This window comes from Brachybacterium alimentarium (assembly GCF_002332425.1).
Taxonomy (GTDB): domain Bacteria; phylum Actinomycetota; class Actinomycetes; order Actinomycetales; family Dermabacteraceae; genus Brachybacterium; species Brachybacterium alimentarium.
Genome location: NZ_NRGS01000022.1, coordinates 183,582 through 198,860 on the forward strand (window position 1 = coordinate 183,582; position 15,279 = coordinate 198,860).

Consider the following 15,279-nt stretch of genomic DNA (forward strand, 5'->3'; position numbering starts at 1 on the left):
TCCGTCCGTCCGCCCCTTGCGTCGGAGGAGCGGCGGCCACGGGTCCCGTGTTGCACACTGGGCGCATGGAACATCTCCACGACGACGTCATCCGCACGGTCTCCGATAGCGATGTGCGATTCATCCGTCTGTGGTTCTGCGATATCGCGGGCACCCTGAAGTCCATCGCGATCTCCCCCTCGGACCTCGAGACCGCCTTCACCGAGGGCATCGGGATCGACGGCTCCACCATCGAGGGACTCACCCGCAGCTACGAATCGGACATGATCCTGCGCCCTGATCCGGGCACCTTCGAACTGCTGGCCTGGCGCGGCGACACCAATGCGACCGGCCGCATGATGTGCGACGTGCTGACCCCGGACGGCGAACCGGCCGCCTCCGATCCGCGCCGAGTGCTGAGGGACGCCCTCGCCCGCGCGGAGGAGAAGGGCCTGGAGTTCTACGCCCATCCCGAGATCGAGTTCTATCTCTTCGACGCGCCGTACCGGCGCGGGGAGCAGCTGAGCCCGATCGACAGCGCCGGATACTTCGACCACGTCCACCGTGGTCAGGGCCAGGACTTCCGACGGGCCGCGATCGAGCATCTCGAGGCGATGAACATCCAGGTCGAGTTCTCCCACCACGAGAACGGACCCGGCCAGAACGAGATCGACCTGCGCTACGCCGACGCGCTCACCACCGCGGACAACATCATCACCCTGCGCACCGTGGTCAAGGAGGTCGCCCTGTCGATGGGGCAGGTGGCGACCTTCATGCCCAAGCCGATGATCGAGCACCCGGGCTCCGGCATGCACACCCACCTGTCGATGTTCCAGGGCGGCAAGAACGCCTTCCACGAGCCGGGTGCGGAGTACGGGCTCTCGCGCACAGGGAGGCAGTTCATCGCCGGGCTGCTGCGCCACGCTCCCGAATACAGCGCCGTCACCAATCAGTGGGTGAACTCCTACAAGCGCCTGTGGGGCGCGCAGGAGGCGCCGAGCTACATCTGCTGGGGGCACAACAACCGCTCCGCCCTGGTGCGCGTGCCGTTCCACAAGCCCACCAAGGGGACCAGCTCCCGCGTCGAGTTCCGCGGACTGGATTCGGCGGCGAACCCGTACCTCGCCTTCGCGGCGCTGCTGGCCGCCGGCCTGGCCGGGATCGAAGGGGAGTACGAGCTGCCCGAGGGAGCGGAGGACGCGGTGTGGGACCTCTCCGAGCGCGAACGCCGGGCGATGGGCATCGAGCCCCTGCCCACGGACCTCTTCCGCGCGCTGGAGAGCTTCGAGAGCTCCGAGCTGATGGCCCGCACCCTGGGGGAGCAGGTCTTCGAGTTCTTCCTGCGTGACAAGAAGCAGGAGTGGGAGCGCTATCGCGAGCAGGTGACCGATCACGAGCTCGACTCGACCTTCAGCAGGGTCTGAGCCGTGACCGAGCACCAGTGGGAGCAGGATCAGAATCGGGATCAGGAGCCGGAGTCGGAGCGGGACCAGGGTCGCGAGCAGACAGGAGCAGGGTCATGACGACGGAGCCGCCCGCCACCACCGGCGCCCTTGCCCGACTGGGGTTCAGCCGCACCGATCGGGTGCACCGCTTCCTCGCGGAGCCGGTGCTCGCAGCGCTCGGCAAGGGAGCGGCGGCACGCCTGGGGGCGACGGCCGACGGCGATGACGCGGTGCTCGGCCTGCTGCGTCTGGCGGAGGCTGCCGAGGAGGCCGGGGACTCCGCGCTGAGGGACGACTTCCTCGCCTCGGTGGGGACCGCGGGCAGCCACGGCGACCGCCTGATCCGCCTGCTGGGCACGTCAGTGGCGCTCGGGGACTTCCTGGCCCGCCATCCCGATCGGCTCGAGGCCCTGCGCGAGGGCGATGACCAGCTGGAGCTTCCGGCGACGGAGGTGCGCAGCAACCTTCTGCAGGCCGTCGGCGCCGATCCGTCGGCCGACACCCCGGTCGCCTCCGACGGCGCTCGGGAGATGCGCGACGCCCTGCGCGTGGCCTATCACGAGCGGCTCGTGCAGATCGCAGCGGCCGATGTGGTCGCCCCGGATCCCACCGCGCTGCAGCCGCGGGTCTCCGCGGCGATCAGCGACCTCGCCGACGCCGCGCTCGACGCCGCCTCCGCGATCGCCCGTGCGGCCGTGGAGGGGCACGAGAAGGTCAGCTGGTGCGTGCTGGCGATGGGCAAGACCGGTGCTCGGGAGCTGAACTTCATCTCCGACGTGGACGTCATGCACGTCGTCGCGCCGAGCAGCGCGGTCGCAGGGGAGGAGGTCGACGAGGAGGAGCTCGTGGTGATCGGCTCCGCCCTCGCCCGTGAGCTGGCGCGCGCCTGCTCGGACCGCACCTCCGAGGGGTCGCTGTGGCAGGTCGACGCCAACCTGCGGCCCGAGGGCAAGGACGGCCCGCTGGTGCGCACGATGGACTCCTACGAGCGGTATTACACCGAATGGGCGCACTCCTGGGAGTTCCAGGCGCTGCTGAAGACCCGCGCCGCAGCCGGTGACCTCGAGCTCGGCGCCCGGTTCGAGGAGATGGTGGGCCCCTGGGTGTGGCAGGCCTCCACCCGCGACAGCTTCGTCGAGGACACCCGGGCGATGCGCCGACGGGTGGTCGCCCACATCCCGCGAGGCGAGGCCGACCGCAACCTCAAACTCGGGCCCGGCGGGCTGCGTGACGTCGAGTTCACGGTGCAGCTGCTGCAGATGGTGCACGGTCGCGCCAACCACCGCCTCCAGAGCAGGTCCACTCTCGAAGCGCTCGCCCGACTCGGCGAGGACGGCTACATCTCCCGTGACCATGTCATCGAGATGGACGCCGCCTACCGCTTCCTGCGCTGTGTGGAGCATCGGCTGCAGCTGCACCGGCTGCGCCGTACTCAGGTGCTGCCCACGGCCGCCACGGACCTGCGCCGGCTCGCACGCACCATGGGGATGGGCACCGACGAGTTCCACCGCACCTACCAGCGCACCCGACGGCGCGTGCGCCAGCTCCATGAGGAGATCTTCTACCGCCCGCTGCTGGTGACCGCCTCTCAGCTCAGCGACGGCCAGATCGCGCTGAGCCCCGAGGCCGCGACCGCCCGCCTCACCGCGATCGGCTATCGCGACGGCGCCCGCGCCCTGACCCACATCTCCGCGCTCACCGAGGGCATCTCCCGGCGCGCGAAGATCCAGCGTCAGCTGCTCCCGGCGATGCTCGAGTGGTTCGCCGACGGGATCGACCCGGACCTCGGGCTGCTCTCGTTCCGTCGGCTCTCCGACGCCATCGGCTCGGCCCACTGGTACCTGGGCCTGCTGCGCGACTCCGGTCTCGCCGCGAAGCGCCTCACCCGCGTGCTCTCGGCCAGCCGCTTCGTGGGCGAGCAGCTCGAGCAGATCCCCGAGGCCGTGCGTTGGCTGGCTCGCGACGAGCACCTGCGGCCGCTCCCGCGCGACGTGCTGGGCCGGGAGTTCCTCGCCGTGATTTCGCGGGTGGATTCCGTGGACGTGGCCCGGGATGTCCTGCGCCGCACCCGCAGCCGGGAGCTGCTGCGGATCGCCCTCGCGCACCTCACCGGCGTGGCCTCGCCGCGTGAGGTCGCCGGGGCGCTCACCGACCTCGCTGAAGCCGTGCTCGAGGCGGGCCTGCTCGTCGCCTTCCACGTCGTGGCGCTCGAGCGGGATGCGGTCGACGACGACGCCGAGACCCTCGACGAGGTCGACGAGGTGGACGTCGACACCGCCAGACGACTGCGCGAGCGACGCTCCGATCCGGCCCGCGCGCTGGGACTGGAGATGGCGATCCTCGCGATGGGCAGCTTCGGCGCCCGCGAGATGGGGTACTCCTCCGATGCGGACGTGCAGTTCCTCGCGATCGACCGCGGCGCCGGCGCCGCCACCGGGGAGATCGCGATCGCCGTCGCCACGCAGACCCAGCGGATCCTCAACGCGCCCGCAGCGGGCGCCGACATGAAGGTCAGCGCTGATCTGCGGCCCGAGGGCAGGATGGGTCCGCTGGCCCGGAGCCTGGAGGCCTGGATCGACTACTACCGACGAGATGCCCAGACCTGGGAGAAGCAGGCGCTCCTGCGCGCCCGCCCGGTCGTGGCCAGCGAGGCCGTCGCGGATATTCTGCACGAGGAGATGGGCCGCCATCGATACCCCCGCGGCGGGATCGACGAGAACGCGCGCCGCGAGATCACCCGCATGAAGGCCCGGGTCGAGTCCGAACGGCTGCCGCGCAACGCCGATCCCTCGCGGCAGGTGAAGCTGGGCCGCGGCGGCATGACCGACGTGGAGTGGAGCGCGCAGGTCATCGCCCTCGAGCATGCCTTCGAGGTCGAGGGGCTGCGCACGACCCGCACGCTGGCCCAGCTTGAGGCCGCCGCCGAGGCCGAGATCATCACCGCCCGCGAGGCGAGGGAGCTCACCGACGCCTGGACGCTGGCCTGGCAGGTGCGTCGCGGAACCTTCCTGTGGAAGGGCCGCGAGGGTGACGTGCTCCCCTCGGACCGGATCGACCTGCGCGCTCTCGCCTGGCTGATCGACGGCGACGACTCCACGGCCTCCGACCTCGAGGAGCGCTATCTCCGTCGTACCCGCCGTGCCCGGAGCATCGCCGAGCGGATCATCTTCGGGGTCGAGGAATGAACGCTGCCGTCGGCCGGATCCGGTGTGATCCGGCGGGACCCTGCGGCGCGTCCTCCGGGCGCGGCGGCACCGTGCCCGAGCGACGACGTACCGTGTAGCCCGTCCCCGCTCCCTACTCTGCGCCGTCGCGCCCTCCCGAGGAGACATGACCAGTCCGAAGCTCAGCGCCGACACCCCGCGCGGCCGCATGTACCGTCTCGAGCCCGACGGCCCGCTGCTGTACCCCTCCATCACCAACGTCGCCGGGATGCGCGCGAAGGACCACCTGCAGGGCTGGTACGCCACGATGGCCTCGAAGAGGGCGCTGGAGATGTACTCCTGGCTGGACCGCAACCCGGGTCGCGCCGCCGCGGAGATCTCCCGGGTCTCGCGGGACAAGTGGGGCACCCAGAAGCGGATCGCCGCTGCCGCTCCCGAATACACCCGCAGCGCCGCCGACTTCGGCACGCTCGTCCATGCCGCCTGCGAGCTCTGGGGCACCGGCGGCACCCGACCCACCCCGGCGCAGGTCGGCGAGATCGCCGAGGAGATGCGCAGCTCTCAGAGTGCCTTCGCGGCCGAGAAGGACCCGCAGGCGCTGATCGCGCGGGCCGACGTCCGCCTGGACGGCTACGGCCGCTTCCTCGAGGATTACCAGCCTGAGTTTCTCGAGATCGAGCAGACGGTCGTGAACCACACCGTCGGCTATGCGGGCACCACCGATGCCATCGTGCGGATCGGCAACACCGTGCTCAGCGCCGACATCAAGACCTCCAAGAAGGTGCGCGGGGACTACGCCCTCCAGGGCGTCGCGGTCTGCCGCGCCGAGCAGCTGCTGGACGACGACGGCAGCCTGCGGGAGATGCCCGACATCACCGGGGCGTTCATCATCCATCTGCCGGAGGCGGGCGGCTACCAGGCTGTGCCGCTGCGCACCGGCGACGCAGAATTCGAGGTCTTCCGCTCCCTGCGCAGCGCGTGGGGCTTCGTGCCCGAGGAATGCGCGCTCGGCGCATCGTCCGGACCCAAGGACCTGCTGCTGTCGCTGCTGCGGGCCAAGGGCGGGATGGACGCGCTGGGCTGATCCCCGCGCCTCCCGGTCACTCGGGGCGCAGGATGCCCTCGGCCCGGGCACGCGCGACCGCCTCGGTGCGGCGGGTGACCCCGAGCTTGTCGAAGATGTGCACCAGGTGGGTCTTCACCGTGGCCTGGGAGAGGAACAGATCCGTCGCGACCTGAGCGTTCGTGCGGCCCTCGGCCACGGCGGAGAGCACCTCGAGCTCCCGGGCGCTCAGAGCAGTGCGCTCATCACGTCGACGCAGGCGCTGCGAGATCCGGGCGTCGACGGTCTCCGCACCGCCGTGGGCGCGGCGCACCGCCGCCGCCAGCTCCTCGGCGGGGGAGTCCTTCAGCAGGTATCCCGCGGCCCCGGCATCCATCGCCGCGATGACGTCCTGGTCGTTGTCGTACGTGGTCAGCACGAGGACGGAAGGCTGCGATGCCACCGCCCGCAGTGCGGGGACGACGTCCGTCCCCCGCTCCTGGCCGACTCCGAACTGCAGGTCGAGCAGCACCACGTCGGGGGAGGTGGAGCGTGCGAGCAGCACGGCCTCCTGGGGCGTGGCGGCGTCCCCGACCACCTCGAGGTCCGCCTCGGCGTTGAGCACGGCGATGAGTCCGCGGCGGACGATCGCATGGTCGTCGGCCAGCAGCACCTTGATCATGGGGAGTCCTCCTGGGGTAAGGGCAGCGCCACCTGGATCGCGGTGCCGCTGGCGGGTGCGGATTCGATGACGAGGCTGCCGCCCACGGAGGCCGCACGGGCCCGGGCCGAACGCAGGCCGAAGCCGGCCACCTGCTCCGGCCGGAATCCGCGCCCGTCGTCGACGACGTCCAGCAGGGCCTGGGCGCCCTCCACCTCGAGCGTCACCATGGTGCGTGACGCCTCGGCATGCTGGGTGACATTGGCGAGCAGCGATTCGACCAGGCGCACGAGGGCTCTGCTGGTGCTGCGGGGGAGGTCCTCGAGCTCGGCGTCGTCCGCCGTGCAGCGCAGCTCCACGCGGGACCGACCCACCCGTGCGGCATCGTCCACCAGACGCTGCAGCTCGGCGCGCAGTCCGGCCCCCGAGGGCACGTCGGGTTCAGCGGCGTCCACGAAGCGGCGGGTCTGGGCGCCCGTCCGGGCGGCGGCCGCGCGAGCCTCCTGCACCAGGGAACGGGCCTCGGGGAGCTCGTCCCGGTCCAGGGCGGCGTCTGCCGCGTCCAGCAGGAGGTGGATCGACAGGTTCGACTGCGCGACCGTGTCATGGAGCTCGCGGGCGATGCGGTCCCGCTCGGCCGCGGTGGTCGCGGCCCGGGTCTGCTCGGCGATGGTGTCGCGCGCGGCGGCGAGCTCGCGGGCCAGTCGCGTGCGCTTGTCGACCTCCCGCTGCAGGGCGCGCACGGTGACCACGACGGCGAGCGCCACCAGGGCCCCGATGATCGGGCCGGCGATCTCTCCCACGGCAGGGACCTGCGACCAGGCGGTGAATCCGAGCACGGCGATCGCGGTGACCAGTGCGAGCGCCAGCAGCCCGCCGAGCAGGGGCAGCGCGTACAGGACCGCGAAGTCCAGGCCGAAGGCGATCCAGACGGTGTCGGGTCCCACCACGAACGTGAAGGCCCAGATGACGATGCTGGGCAGGAGATAGCTGAGGGTGCGCCAGGAGCCGTCGGCTCCGGCGGGCCGGCGCAGGGCCCGCCGTGCTCCGACCGAGTACACGGCCGTGAACAGCGCCAGCAGCCCGACGGTGACCCAGCCGTGGCCCGAGGCCGGCGGCGCGAGCGCGAGGCCGGCCGTCAGCATGACCAGCAGATAGACCAGCGCGTGGACCGCCCAGCGCAGGGATGCCGCGAACGGGGTGGCCGTGAGGTGGCTGTCGAGCTCCTCGGGGCGTCCCGGCAGGCGGGCCTGATCACTCATGGTCGTGACCCTATCCGGGATCGGCCGCATCAGGCCTCGCCGAGGCCTTGCCAATGACTGAACGCATGTATAGCGTAGTGAACACGCGTTCAGTCACCCCTCGTCCAGCACGACCCGCCCGCCCCCCGACAACACCGGAGGAACGCCATGCGAGAGAATCCACCCGGCGAGGAGAGGATCCTGCGCGCCGCGCTGCAGCGGTTCGCCGTCGACGGGCTCTCCGCGCCCCTGCGGCGCGTCGCGGAGGACGCCGGCGTGAGCGCGGGCCTGATCATCCACCACTTCGGATCCCGCGAGAACCTCCTGCGCCTCTGCGATGAGCGTGCCCTCGAGGTGACCCGCCGCGAGAAGTCCACGCTGCTCACCGGCGGCTCCGGAGAGCTGCTGGTGCAGCTCGCCCAGGCGGAGGAGTACGCGCCGCTGGCCGGGTACGTGCTGCGACGGCTCCAGGACGGGGGGCCGCTGGCCGCCCAGCTGGTCGAGGACTTCGCGAACGCGACCGAGGACTATCTGGCCGAGGGGGAGAGGGCAGGGAGCATCAGTCCCAGCCGAGATCCGCGAGCACGCGCCAGGGTCCTCACCGAGATGGCTCTGGGCGCCCTGCTCCTCCAGCTCCCCGGGCGCGGCGACACGCTCGACCTGGCGGAGCTGCCGACCTGGATGCGGCAGCACACCCAGCGGATGGTCGCGCCGCTGCTCGAGCTCTACAGCATCCCGCTGCTGACCGATCGCTCCATGCTCGACGCCTATCTCGCCTCCGATACCGAGGAGAACACATGACCACCACCGCTGCCGTCGTCGTCGACGGCCTCTCGAAGACCTTTGGCGCCACCCGCGCGCTGGACGATTTCTCGCTCACCGTCCCCGCCGGGCAGGTGACGGGGTTCCTCGGTCCCAACGGTGCCGGCAAGTCCACCGCGATCCGCATCCTGCTCGGACTCCTCCGCCCGACGTCAGGCCATGCCGAGGTGCTCGGGATGGACCCGTGGTCCCGGGCGGTGCAGATCCATCACAGACTCGCCTACGTCCCCGGGGACACGAACCTCTGGCCCACGCTCACCGGGGGAGAGGCCATCGACGTGCTCACCCGCTCCGAGCGCGGGCAGGCCCATCGACGCCGCCGGGCAGAGCTGCTCGAACGCTTCGAGCTGGACCCGACCAAACGCTGCCGCACCTACTCCAAGGGCAACCGTCAGAAGGTCTCCCTGGTCGCGGCCCTCTCCCGTGACGTGGACCTGTACGTGATGGACGAACCCACCTCCGGCCTGGATCCGCTGATGGAGGCGATCTTCACGGAGGAGGTCGCCCGCTTGCGAGCCGACGGACGCACCGTGCTGCTGTCCAGCCACATCCTCGCCGAGGTGGAGAAGCTCTGCGACACGGTCACCATCATCCGGGCCGGCCGAGACGTGGAGAGCGGAACCCTGGCGCAGCTGCGCCACCTCACGCGCTCCACCGTCGCGGCGACGTTCGAGGGCGATCCGTCGCAGCTGGAGGGAACCGTCGGCGTGCACGACCTGGTCCGCGACGGAAGCCGGGTGCGCTTCGATGTCGACGACGCCTCGGTCCATGACGTGCTGCCCGTCCTCACCGCCCTGGAGGCGAGGAGCCTCACCATCACGCCGCCCTCCCTCGAGGACCTCTTCCTGCGCCACTACGGAGATGACCTCGAGGACGACGGTGCGGCCGTGACCGGACAGGTCGGGTCCGCGCCATGACCACCACGACCCGCCACTCCTCCGGGCCGACCCACGCGCTCGAGGTCGCACCCGTCTCCCCGCTGACCGGGCTGGGCGGCCTGCTGCGGCTGTACGGCCGCATCTCGCGGCGCCAGATCATCATCTGGGTCCTCGCCATCGGGCTCTCGGTGGCGGCGTCCGTCGCCGCGATGAAGGGCGTCTACCCGGACCAGCAGGCCCTGGACGCACGCGCCGCGCTGCTGGAGAACCCGTCGGCCGTGATGATGACCGGGCCGGCGTTCGCGCTGGACCACTACACGTTCTGGGCGATGGTCGCCAACGAGCTGCTGCTGTACGTGCTGGTGGCCGTCGCGATCATGAGCATCCTTCTGATGGTGCGTCATACCCGTGCGGAGGAGGAGGCCGGACGGCTGGAGCTCGTCCGCGCCCTGCCGGTGGGACGCTCCGCCCCGCCCACGGCCGCCCTGCTCCTGGTCGCCCTCGCCAACGCGGGGGTCGGCGTCTCGGTGGTGCTGGGTCTGCTCGTCACCGGCGGCCCGCTGGTCGATTCCCTGGCCGTCGGCCTCGCGACAGCCCTCACGGGAATGGTCTTCGGCGGCGTCGCCGCTCTGACCGCGCAGGTCACCGAACATGCCGGCAGCGCTTCGGGGCTCGCCCTCGGGGCGGCCGCAGTCTCCTTCATGGTGCGCGGCATCGGGGACGTGGTCGATGCCCAGGGCTCCTGGCTCTCGTGGTTCTCCCCGTTCGCCTGGGCGCAGCAGACCCGTCTCTTCGTCGACCTGCGCTGGTGGCCGCTCGCGGTGACCCTCGCAGCGATCCTGGTCCTCCTGGGGCTCGCCGCAGTACTCTCGCGGCGGCGCGATGTCGGCGCCGGGCTGCGACCGGCCGCTCACGGCCCTGCCACCGCCACCCGGAGTCTGCCCGATCCTGCGGGCCTCGCGGTCCGGCTGGTCACGCCGATGATGGTGGCCTGGGCCGTCGGGCTGTTCCTGTTCGCGATCGCCTTCGGCTCGCTCGCCAACTCGCTCCAGGACATGGTCTCGGAGATCCCGGCCGTCGGCGACATGGTGCCGCTGGATCTCGACGATCTCACGACGTCGTTCGCGGCCTACGTGCTGCAGATGCTCGCGATCGGCCCTCTCGGCCTGATCGTCGCCGGCATCCTCCGGCTGCGCACCGAGGAGCAGGAGGGCCGTCTCGCCGGGATCCTGATGGCCGGGAGCTCCCGCACGTCCACGGCCGTGCGCTGGGTGCTCGTGGTCGCGCTCAGCACCACCGTGGTCCAGCTCCTCCTCGGGCTCGGTCTGGGCATCGGGCTGCTCCAGGCGACAGGGGAGACGTCCTGGCTGGCCGTGATGCCGCTGGCCGCCCTCGCCGCGCTTCCCGCCATCGCGCTGGCCGGCGCCGTCACGGTGGCGCTGTACGGGCTGCGCCTGCGCCTGGCAGGAGTGGCGTGGCTGCTGGTGATCTGGGCCGCAATCGACACCTTCCTCGGAGATCTGCTGGATCTGCCCGACGTCGTGCGGAGCATCTCCCCGCTGCGCCATGTGCCGCTCGTGCCCGATGCCGATCTGGATGTCTCTGCGCTGGCCGGGATGAGCGTCCTCGCCGTGCTGCTCGTGCTCGTCGGGCTGTGGGGCCTGCGCCGCCGGGACCTCGCCGCGGGCTGAGCGCCCGCAGCGGCGTCACCGCCCTCCCGTCGAGGAGGCCCGATCACCCGGAACGGCCGGCCCGACCCTGCCGCAGGCGGCGAAGGTCGGACCGGCCGTTCACGGTGCTGAGCGCGGCCCGGAGGGCAGTGAGCTCAGGACCGTCGTGCGGTCGAGGGCTCAGATGTCGTAGTAGAGCTCGAACTCGTGGGGGTGGGGTCGGAAGCGGAACGGATCGATCTCCGTGGTGCGCTTCAGCTCGACCCAGGTCGCGATGAGGTCCTCGGGGAACACATCGCCCTCGGTGAGGTAGTCGTGATCGGCCTCGAGGGCATCCAGTGCGGCCCCGAGGGATTCCGGCAGCTGCTTGATCTGCTTGTGCTCCTCGGGAGGAAGCTCGTACAGGTCCTTGTCGATCGGCTCGGGCGGCTCGATGCGGTTGCGGATGCCGTCGATGCCGGCCATCAGCTGCGCGGCGAAGGCGAGGTACGGGTTCGCCGACGGGTCCGGCGCACGGAACTCGACGCGCTTGGCCTTCGGCGAGGCACCGGTGACCGGGATGCGGATCGCGGCCGAGCGGTTACGAGCGGAGTAGACCATGTTCACCGGTGCCTCGAAGCCGGGCACCAGACGCTTGAAGGAATTCACGGTGGGGTTGGTGAACGCGGTCAGCGACGGGGAGTGCTCGATGATGCCGCCGATGTACCAGCGGGCGATGTCCGAGAGGCCACCGTATCCGCGCTCGTCGTAGAACAGCGGCTCGCCGTCCTTCCACAGGGACTGGTGGGTGTGCATGCCCGAGCCGTTGTCGCCGAACAGGGGCTTGGGCATGAAGGTGGCGGTCTTGCCGGCATCCCACACGGTGTTCTTCACGACGTACTTGAACTTCATGACGTCGTCCGCAGCCTGCAGCAGCGTGTTGAAGCGGTAGTTGATCTCCTGCTGTCCCGCGGTCCCGACCTCGTGGTGGGCGCGCTCGACCTGGAGCCCGGTCTCCTCGAGGACGGCGCAGATCTCGTCGCGCAGATCTGCCATCTGATCGTTCGGCGGGACCGGGAAGTAGCCGCCCTTGAGGCGCGTCTTGTATCCCTGGTTGCCGCCGTACTCGGACTCGTCGCGGTCGGTGTTCCACACGGCCTCGTCGGAGTCGATGCTGTAGAAGCCGGAGTTCACGCCCGTCTTGAAGCGCACGTCGTCGAAGATGTAGAACTCGGCCTCCGCCGCGAACAGCGCGGTGTCCGCGATGCCGGTGGAGCGCAGGTACTCCTCGGCCCGCGAGGCGACGGTACGGGGATCGCGGGAGTACGGCTCGTCCGTGAACGGATCCACGATCGAGAAGTTGATGATGAGGGTCTTGCGCTCGCGGAACGGATCCAGGTAGGAGGTCTCCAGATCCGGCACGAGCTTCATGTCGGATTCATGGATCGCCTGGAAGCCCCGGATGGACGAGCCGTCGAACAGCTGCCCGGTCGCGATCGCCTCCTCATCGAAGGTGCTGGCCGGCACGTTGAAGTGCTGCATGATGCCGGGAAGGTCGCAGAAACGGATGTCGATGAACTCGACACCCTCCTCTTCGATGTACTTGACGACCTCGCTGGGATTGTTGAACACATCTCCTCCATCCGCACCGTGAGGTGCGTGTTGTGCTGAGTGTCCCCGTAGGGCGATCACCGATCGGAGCGCCGGCGGCCAGCGATCCGGGGACTGCTGACCCGAGCGGGACTCGTTGGGTCCAGCTTATGCCGTGCCGCACGTCGGCACGGGGCACAGGGCCCCTCCCAGTCGCACGCACTAAGGTGCCCCCCGTGATCGATCGCAAGGACCTCGGCTCGTGGATGGACGGCGCCCCGAGCGCCCCGGACTACGTCAAGGGCTCCTCCCTGGGCCTGCCCGGGACGGGCCCCGGTGCGGTGGCGCCCTTCTGGCGCCGGCCCCTCTCGCTGCTGCTGGACTGGGGGCTGTGCATGGTGATCTCCGCGCTCGCCTTCCAGTCCGATGCGATGGTGAACCTCGTCCTCTTCGTGGCAGTGAACGTCCTGTTCCTGAGCCTTTTCGGGGGCACTCCCGGGCAGTTCGTGCTGCGGGTGCGGGTGCATCCGGTGCGGGGCCGCACCCCGATGATCGTGCGCGCGCTGGTCCGCACGGCGGCGATGCTCCTGATCCTTCCGGCGTGCTTCTGGACCAAGGACGGCCAGCCCCTGCACGACACCGTCGCCGGGACGGCAGTCGTCACCGTCTGACCGGCACGCAGGCCGTGAGCGCACCGCTGGCCGCCCCTGAAGCCGTCTGCTCGTCGTACCGCCGAGCCCGCCGGGCTCCCGGATCTCGCTCCCCAAAAATTCTCTGTGACCTGCATCGATGGTTAATGTCACGATGAGGTAACGTCGGTATCGAAAAGATAACGGCCGCTCTCGGCCCGCCCCGGCCCGGGGAACGGAACGCGGGCAGCGCATGGATCAGGCGGCCCCTCGCAGCACGAAGCCCCCGAACGGTCCGTGGACCGGTCGGGGGCTTCGTGCAGGGTGCTGTCGGTTCAGCGGCCGCGCATCGCCTTGCGGTTGGGGCGTGCCTTCATCGGGTCCACGCCCTTGGGCACGGACTGCCGGATCGAGCGGTGCAGCGCGGTCAGCCGACGGCTCACCTGAGCCGACTCGTCCTTGGTGAGCACGCGCTTCATCCGGGTCATGTGACTGGGCAGCTTGTGCAGCGGCACCTCGCCCTCACCGTCGCCGACGACGATCTGGTGGATCGGCACATTCTCGTGCTGGAGCACACGACGGATGTTGCGACGCTCCTTCTCCAGCAACTTCATCGAGACCGCAGAGGAGTCCTCGGCCACCACGGCGATCCCAGCGCGGCCGGAGGCGCGGAACAGCATCTTCTGGCTGCGCGGATCGACCTGGACGGGCTCCTCGGCCACGTCCCAGCCCCGACGGATGGACTGCATCGCGGCCAGGGGTGCACCCGACTGGCCCTTGATGCGGCTGAAGGCTGCCCGTTCTGCCTTGCGGGCCAGGATCAGCATGGCTGCGAGCAGACCGACGGCGATGCCCAGGAAGATGCCGTACCAGGGGCTGTTGAGCACCAGCCAGCTCAGCAGGACGCCCAGGATGATCGCGATGACCACGGCGCCGATCATCCACGGCAAGGTGGTGCGGTCGACTTCCTGGGTGTACTTGAACACCTCGAGCATCTGCTTGAGGCGGCCGGGCTTCTTCGGGCCGTCGGACTTCTTGTCGCCCTTGGCGGGCTTGCTCTCGCTCTTGCGGGCCATATTCGATGGGTCCTCTCGGGGGCGCGCGGGCGTCAGCTCGCGGCGGCCTGATTGCGGCGGGCGACGACGCTCGCGGCTTCCTGACGTGCTGGCTGGTTCTGGTCGAGGTGGCGGAGATTCTCGGGGATCTCGCGGCCGAGCTTCCTCATGGACTGCGCCCACAGCTTTCCGGCGCGGTACGAGGAGCGCACCATCGGTCCCGCCATGACCGCGAGGAATCCCATCTCCTCGGCGGTGTGGGACAGCTCGAGGAACTCCTCTGGCTTGACCCAGCGATCGATGGGGTGGTGAAGCTTCGAGGGGCGCAGGTATTGGGTGATCGTGAGGATGTCGCAGCCCGCATCGTGCAGGCGCTGCATCGACTCGATGATCTCGTCCGTGGTCTCACCCATGCCCAGGATGAGGTTGGACTTGGTGATCATGCCGGCGTCCTTGCCCATGGTGATCACGTCGAGCGACCGCTCGTAGCGGAAGGCCGGACGGATCTGCTTGAAGATCCGCGGAACGGTCTCGAGATTGTGCGCGAACACCTCCGGCTGGGCATCGAAGACCTGCTCGAGGGCTTCGCCGTTGCCCTTGATGTCGTCGATCAGCAGCTCGACCCCGGTCCCAGGGTTCATCGTGTGGATCTGGCGGCAGGTCTGCGCGAACAGACCCGCGGCGCCGTCGGGGAGGTCATCGCGCGCGACACCGGTGATGGTGGAGTAGCGCAGCCCCATCTCCTTGACGCTCTGGGCGACCTTGAACGGTTCCATGGGATCGATCGCGAGCGGCTTGCCCGTGGCGATGTTGCAGAAGTCGCAGCGCCGTGTGCAGGTGTCACCGCCGATGAGGAAGGTCGCCTCACGATCCTCCCAGCACTCGAAGATGTTCGGACAGCCTGCTTCTTCGCAGACCGTGTGCAGGCCCTGTCCATGCACGCGCTTCTTCATCGCGCTGTACTCGGGGCCCATCACGGCGCGGGTCTTGATCCACTCCGGCTTGCGCTCGATGGGGACCTCGGCGTTGCGCGCCTCGACGCGCAGCATGCGACGGCCGTCGGGAACAACGCTCACCCTCATGCCTCCTACGTTCGGTGTTCTCGGAAGTGTATCGAGCGCAGC

The 15,279-nt window shown here is 69.9% G+C and carries 12 protein-coding genes; 7 read left to right on the top strand and 5 right to left on the bottom strand.

Annotated elements, in window-relative coordinates:
* The first annotated feature begins 65 nt into the window (after nucleotides 1-65).
* From CIK71_RS13245 to CIK71_RS13255, 3 genes are all read left to right on the top strand, one after another.
* Nucleotides 66-1,403 carry a glutamine synthetase family protein gene (locus CIK71_RS13245; RefSeq protein WP_096166143.1) on the top strand — a complete coding sequence of 446 codons (1,338 nt, stop codon included), beginning with the start codon at nucleotides 66-68 and terminating at the stop codon, nucleotides 1,401-1,403.
* A gap of 95 nt (nucleotides 1,404-1,498) precedes the next feature.
* A complete protein-coding gene (locus CIK71_RS13250; RefSeq protein ID WP_096166144.1) occupies nucleotides 1,499-4,609 on the top strand; it encodes a bifunctional [glutamine synthetase] adenylyltransferase/[glutamine synthetase]-adenylyl-L-tyrosine phosphorylase in 3,111 nt (1,036 codons plus the stop codon).
* A gap of 145 nt (nucleotides 4,610-4,754) precedes the next feature.
* Nucleotides 4,755-5,672, top strand: a complete 918-nt coding sequence (locus CIK71_RS13255) for a PD-(D/E)XK nuclease family protein (RefSeq protein WP_096166145.1) — start codon at nucleotides 4,755-4,757, stop codon at nucleotides 5,670-5,672.
* A 16-nt stretch (nucleotides 5,673-5,688) separates the two neighbouring features.
* Here CIK71_RS13255 and CIK71_RS13260 read toward each other — a convergent pair whose 3' ends face one another.
* Together CIK71_RS13260 and CIK71_RS13265 are read right to left on the bottom strand one after the other, a co-directional pair.
* A complete protein-coding gene (locus tag CIK71_RS13260) occupies nucleotides 5,689-6,312 on the bottom strand; it encodes a response regulator (protein ID WP_096166146.1) in 624 nt (207 codons plus the stop codon).
* The gene (locus tag CIK71_RS13265) at nucleotides 6,309-7,553 is read right to left on the bottom strand and encodes a sensor histidine kinase (protein ID WP_158541865.1); all 1,245 of its coding nucleotides are present in this window, start codon (nucleotides 7,551-7,553) and stop codon (nucleotides 6,309-6,311) included. The genes CIK71_RS13260 and CIK71_RS13265 overlap by 4 nt, the downstream gene beginning before the upstream one ends.
* Nucleotides 7,554-7,700: 147 nt before the next feature.
* On the opposite strand from CIK71_RS13265, the gene CIK71_RS13270 reads away from it, so the two are divergent.
* From CIK71_RS13270 to CIK71_RS13280, 3 genes are read left to right on the top strand one after another with little or no spacing between them, the layout of a single operon-like run.
* Nucleotides 7,701-8,333, top strand: a complete 633-nt coding sequence (locus CIK71_RS13270; protein ID WP_096166148.1) for a TetR/AcrR family transcriptional regulator — start codon at nucleotides 7,701-7,703, stop codon at nucleotides 8,331-8,333.
* Nucleotides 8,330-9,271 carry an ABC transporter ATP-binding protein gene (locus tag CIK71_RS13275; RefSeq protein WP_096166149.1) on the top strand — a complete coding sequence of 314 codons (942 nt, stop codon included), beginning with the start codon at nucleotides 8,330-8,332 and terminating at the stop codon, nucleotides 9,269-9,271. Before CIK71_RS13270 ends, CIK71_RS13275 begins: the two co-directional genes overlap by 4 nt.
* The gene (locus CIK71_RS13280; protein ID WP_096166150.1) at nucleotides 9,268-10,923 is read left to right on the top strand and encodes an ABC transporter permease; all 1,656 of its coding nucleotides are present in this window, start codon (nucleotides 9,268-9,270) and stop codon (nucleotides 10,921-10,923) included. The genes CIK71_RS13275 and CIK71_RS13280 overlap by 4 nt, the downstream gene beginning before the upstream one ends.
* Before the next feature lie 159 nt (nucleotides 10,924-11,082).
* On the opposite strand, the gene glnA is transcribed toward CIK71_RS13280, so the two are convergent.
* Nucleotides 11,083-12,513: a type I glutamate--ammonia ligase gene (gene glnA / locus CIK71_RS13285; RefSeq protein WP_096166151.1), complete on the bottom strand. Its 1,431-nt coding sequence runs from the start codon at nucleotides 12,511-12,513 to the stop codon at nucleotides 11,083-11,085.
* 194 nt (nucleotides 12,514-12,707) lie between these two features.
* Between glnA and CIK71_RS13290 the strand changes: the two genes are divergently transcribed.
* Entirely contained in the window at nucleotides 12,708-13,142 is a 435-nt protein-coding gene (locus CIK71_RS13290) for an RDD family protein (RefSeq protein ID WP_096166152.1), read from the top strand.
* A 293-nt stretch (nucleotides 13,143-13,435) separates the two neighbouring features.
* Here the strand turns inward: CIK71_RS13290 and CIK71_RS13295 are convergent, their stop codons facing one another.
* Nucleotides 13,436-14,176 carry a DUF4191 domain-containing protein gene (locus CIK71_RS13295; RefSeq protein WP_096166153.1) on the bottom strand — a complete coding sequence of 247 codons (741 nt, stop codon included), beginning with the start codon at nucleotides 14,174-14,176 and terminating at the stop codon, nucleotides 13,436-13,438.
* A gap of 32 nt (nucleotides 14,177-14,208) precedes the next feature.
* Entirely contained in the window at nucleotides 14,209-15,237 is a 1,029-nt protein-coding gene (gene lipA, locus CIK71_RS13300) for a lipoyl synthase (RefSeq protein WP_420807332.1), read from the bottom strand.
* Nucleotides 15,238-15,279: the final 42 nt, after the last annotated feature.

What these genes read in the sequence shown, in the direction of transcription:
- CIK71_RS13245 (WP_096166143.1), top strand. Translation starts at nt 66, where the DNA reads ATGGAACATCTCCACGACGACGTCATCCGCACGGTCTCCGATAGCGAT.
- CIK71_RS13250 (WP_096166144.1), top strand. Translation starts at nt 1,499, where the DNA reads ATGACGACGGAGCCGCCCGCCACCACCGGCGCCCTTGCCCGACTGGGG.
- CIK71_RS13255 (WP_096166145.1), top strand. Translation starts at nt 4,755, where the DNA reads ATGACCAGTCCGAAGCTCAGCGCCGACACCCCGCGCGGCCGCATGTAC.
- CIK71_RS13260 (WP_096166146.1), bottom strand. Translation starts at nt 6,312, where the DNA reads ATGATCAAGGTGCTGCTGGCCGACGACCATGCGATCGTCCGCCGCGGA.
- CIK71_RS13265 (WP_158541865.1), bottom strand. Translation starts at nt 7,553, where the DNA reads ATGAGTGATCAGGCCCGCCTGCCGGGACGCCCCGAGGAGCTCGACAGC.
- CIK71_RS13270 (WP_096166148.1), top strand. Translation starts at nt 7,701, where the DNA reads ATGCGAGAGAATCCACCCGGCGAGGAGAGGATCCTGCGCGCCGCGCTG.
- CIK71_RS13275 (WP_096166149.1), top strand. Translation starts at nt 8,330, where the DNA reads ATGACCACCACCGCTGCCGTCGTCGTCGACGGCCTCTCGAAGACCTTT.
- CIK71_RS13280 (WP_096166150.1), top strand. Translation starts at nt 9,268, where the DNA reads ATGACCACCACGACCCGCCACTCCTCCGGGCCGACCCACGCGCTCGAG.
- CIK71_RS13295 (WP_096166153.1), bottom strand. Translation starts at nt 14,176, where the DNA reads ATGGCCCGCAAGAGCGAGAGCAAGCCCGCCAAGGGCGACAAGAAGTCC.
- lipA (WP_420807332.1), bottom strand. Translation starts at nt 15,237, where the DNA reads ATGAGGGTGAGCGTTGTTCCCGACGGCCGTCGCATGCTGCGCGTCGAG.